The sequence below is a fragment of the Thermogutta sp. genome (genome assembly GCF_014359955.1).
Classification (GTDB): Bacteria; Planctomycetota; Planctomycetia; order Pirellulales; family Thermoguttaceae; genus Thermogutta.
The window spans coordinates 1-3,746 of sequence record NZ_JACIYL010000440.1; the positions used below are offsets into that span (position 1 = coordinate 1).

Annotated in this window: 2 protein-coding genes and 1 pseudogene; all 3 read right to left on the minus strand. The window is 57.3% G+C overall.

Features of this window, described 5'->3' with window-relative positions:
• Positions 1–665 (minus strand): annotated as a pseudogene (locus H5U08_RS12705) (hypothetical protein); the annotation flags it as partial.
• A 19-nt stretch (positions 666–684) separates the two neighbouring features.
• A complete protein-coding gene (locus H5U08_RS12710) occupies positions 685–1,428 on the minus strand; it encodes an NAD(P)H-hydrate epimerase (protein ID WP_297033631.1) in 744 nt (247 codons plus the stop codon).
• A gap of 181 nt (positions 1,429–1,609) precedes the next feature.
• On the minus strand, positions 1,610–3,085 hold the full coding sequence (locus H5U08_RS12715; RefSeq protein WP_297033633.1) for a hypothetical protein: 1,476 nt from the start codon (positions 3,083–3,085) through the stop codon (positions 1,610–1,612).
• Positions 3,086–3,746: the final 661 nt, after the last annotated feature.

The following is a 3,746-nucleotide window of genomic DNA, read 5'->3' on the forward strand; positions in this document are numbered from 1 at the left end:
AACCACAAGTCGGGAGAATAGACCCCTGCAGCGCGGTAGCCGGCCAGGACGTCTTCCGTTTCTCGGATTCCATTAAGTTCAGGGCAGTCAAGAGTCCCGATGTAGGTTTCTTCCACAATTTCCGCGAATTCTTTGGCGTCCCACGATGTTACGGGAACGAAAGACAGATCCGACGCGGGAAGTTCGCGGGGAAAGTCACGCGCGGGAGAGAGGAGATAGCGAAGCCGAGCAAGGGGCGAAAATCCCGCGTTTTTTAACGGCTCGTGAAATGCCGTTTGGTCCCCTGAAAGGTTGGCAAAGATCAGTCGCGTTTGAGAGCTACGCAAATTAGAGATTATCCCACTGAAAAGTTTTTCCGCCGTACTGAGCGGTTCGTTCTCACGCAGACCCGGGGCAGAGATCACGGCCGTTCGGCCGGGATACATCGTCCAGAGAATGGCGCCGACCACCTCGCTTCCCCGTTGAGCCTGAAGGATCCCCGCGGTGCCTGGAGGCGATTTGCGAAGATGATCGAGGAGCCGCTGGACCTGGGCATCGCGATCATCCGCGGGAAGGTCCTTGCACAGCAACCAAAGGTTGAGGCGGAACGTTTCTCGTGAAGCGGGACGAATAACCAGCCCCGTTTCGTCCGCATTACCGGTCAATTGTTGACTTGGGTCGTCCATGGTTTCCTCTCACGTGACTTCATCCTGGACCGGGAATTTCCCGCGCGTACTGTTCTGCCACTTCCATCACCAACCGTCGTGGTACTCCAATGTCAACCACGTCCACCTGGCCCACAAAGGACGCGGCGTGGGGCTTCAAAAAACCGGGTTTCATGACGGCGAACGTCACCGTATGATCCGCCCGAACGCACGGCTTTCCCGGCTCGCCACTGTCGCAGTCCCAGCCGCTGGGGAGGTCCAGGGCGAAAACGCGGGCTCCCGCATCCCTGGCCATGTTAATCGCCTCTATGAAAGTATCGAATGGCGGTCGGGGATTCCCAATGGCCCCTGTGCCCAGCAGACCGTCCACGATCCACTCGGCCTCCGTGAGCCAGCGTTTCAACTCCTCGCTGTTCAAATCCACTCCCATTACTTTCATCGGCAACCCGGCACGGCGTGCAATCTGGTAATTGAGGAGGGCATCGCCCGTCAGAGATTCTCCTGGAAAGGCCAGTAACAGGAGCACGTCAAACCCTCGCAAATCGAGGTGCCGGGCGACCACGAATCCGTCGCCCGCATTATTGCCCTTCCCGCAGCAAATGACGACACGGCCGGTTATTCCCAAGCGCTCCAATACGTCGGTGGCCCCCCGGCCGGCATTTTCCATGAGGACCGGCCCTGGAATTGCAAAGTCTTCGATGGCCCTTCTATCCAGTTCCCGGACCCACCGTCTGGGAAGGACGACGTGGCGCAACCAATCGCGCTGGAGGAAGTGCCCGTCCATGTGTGGCAATCCCGTACGACGTTGATCGTTGTTTTTCGAGAAAACATCTCACCGCGCACCAGTTTACCAAAAGAGGGCCCTTTTGGGACCCTCCCAGCGTGGTCACACGGTGTGTACGGTTAGTCCACCCGGCAGATTGAGGTCGGCAGTTCGCCCTTTTTTGCCGAGCTATTCTCCGATTTCACTGGACATCCCGGGGCATTTCCAGCGTCCGGCTTTCCAGTCCTGCGAATGCAAGGACGAGGTACACCACGAACCCTACCAGGAAAGCGGCTACTGGCGGGCACGGGACAATGTTGGTATTGAGCACCAGATTGGCCGCACCAACGCAAAAGCCCAAAATCCAGGAAACCCAGCCCGCCGGGTTGAAGCCTGCCCGCGGTCCTGCCCAGCGGTTGCCACTGAGTAGATAGTCGGCGGCCATCGCGCCACAGACGGGACCAAATGATGCGCCGATTACCGAGAACACCTTGACGGCATTGCCGGCATATCCGGAGAGCACGAGAGCGATAGAGCACAGGGCCCCAATGCCGCAGGAGACGAACGGATTGACCTTGGGCAGCGTGGTTTTGAAACTGTTGGCCGCAATGAAACTGGAGAAACATGCGGGCGGGAAGGCCGCGATAGCAAGCAGGTACCAAAAGATGGCGGGGGTCTTCGCGCCCAAAACGGGCGAAAGTTTTTCCATAAGCAGCGTTGTCTGCAAGACGGGAGGCTTCCCGGCGAGCTGCGCACCAACCGCTCCAGCAGCGATCACAAGGGAAAGTCCTCCGGTCAGGATGATGGCCCCGGCAATTCCCACCAGGCCGCCCCATTTGACGTCATTTTCGTCCCGATTGCCCATGCCAAAATCGACGCCCGCAGCTCCGGCGGTAGCGAAGAAACCAACCACATAAGTGGAGACCGCCAGGAAAATACCCCACACGGTCAGCGGGTCATGAGCCTTCACTTCTTTGGCCGCGGAGGCCTGGTCCGTTGCCAGAGTTCCATCCGCCGTTACCTTCACAGGAGTCTGACCATCCTGCACAAGCTGCTCGTGATTCATCTTGGTGACGCCGCCCAGAGAGGCCAGCGTGAGAATGATCAGAATCGAAAGGGGCAACAGTGGCAAATAAGTGGCCACGCGCCCCACATATTGAATTCCCTTGATGCCGATGAGTGTTGCCAGGAGTACAAAAGCGATGGCCACCACGGAAAAGGTCACTGAGCCCGGTCCCGCCCCGAACGGTTGACACAACAACTGGGTGGTGAAAAATGCATTCACCGCCAACCATCCGAACTGCAGAACCCCCATTAAGAACCCTGGCATGATGAATCCGCCTTGCACGCCGTACGTGGAGGTACCCACGATGTAGAGGGGAAGTCCCGTCTGAACGCCGAGCTTTCCAGGAATGAGATAGAACAGGTAATGACACACCAGGGCGGACACAATCAGGGCCAGAATAGCAATCCCCAATCCCTGTGCGAGCGCACCACCTGCTGCAAGCGGTATGCCGCTGCCTTTGGCCAGCTCTTCCAGCATGGGCAATTGATGCCAGAAAACGAACCACAGGAAGATGCCTGCGTAGGTTGGCGCTGTACTTGCATACCAGGGAGTCCGCTGGTCCTTGGGCACCGGACGGGCGCTCGCAACATAATCTGGCAACTGTGTTGACATAGAGTGTTCCTCCTCACTTGAAGACAAAGCCGGCGAAACCTCCACGTTTCGGGTTCATGCACTGATAGCAATCTCAGTTGGCATTGAGTATAACTCCCAAAAACGAGTTGTCCATTACCGCCCTGCGGTTTTGGGCACTCGGGCGATGACACCAATTCCTGGCAAAATTCACGGGCTGCGGCGAGCGGGATGGTCCGAGCTGCGTTTTTGTACGGTTTTTGTGGCGATCGTCACTCCAGGCGTGACGAGGCTGGAACGTTCATGTTGCCCATTTATCGCACTCTCCGCAAGATTTCGGGATTGTCCTTTATTAAGAGATTCTTGCTGTCTCTCCTATTGTGGAGTTTTCCTGTCTTGAATGTTTTATCGCGTTTGGCATAGGACTTTGTTCTGCGTTGACGCAATGGGCGAGGTCCGGTAGCATACGTGCGTCTGGCCATTCTCGTCCCATTGACGGATGCTGGAGACTCGACGTCCCATGCGCCAGAGGATTCCATGGATGGAAACTCATATCCCGCCCGATGTGTGAATATCCGAATCCATCGCAAGCTCCGCTTTCGCCCCCCGACAGGATCCCCGCATGGACGTTAGCGGGAATCTTCTCACTAGGTCTGGCTGTGAGACTGATTGCGGTTTGTCTTTGGGGGTGGCGATTTGGCGG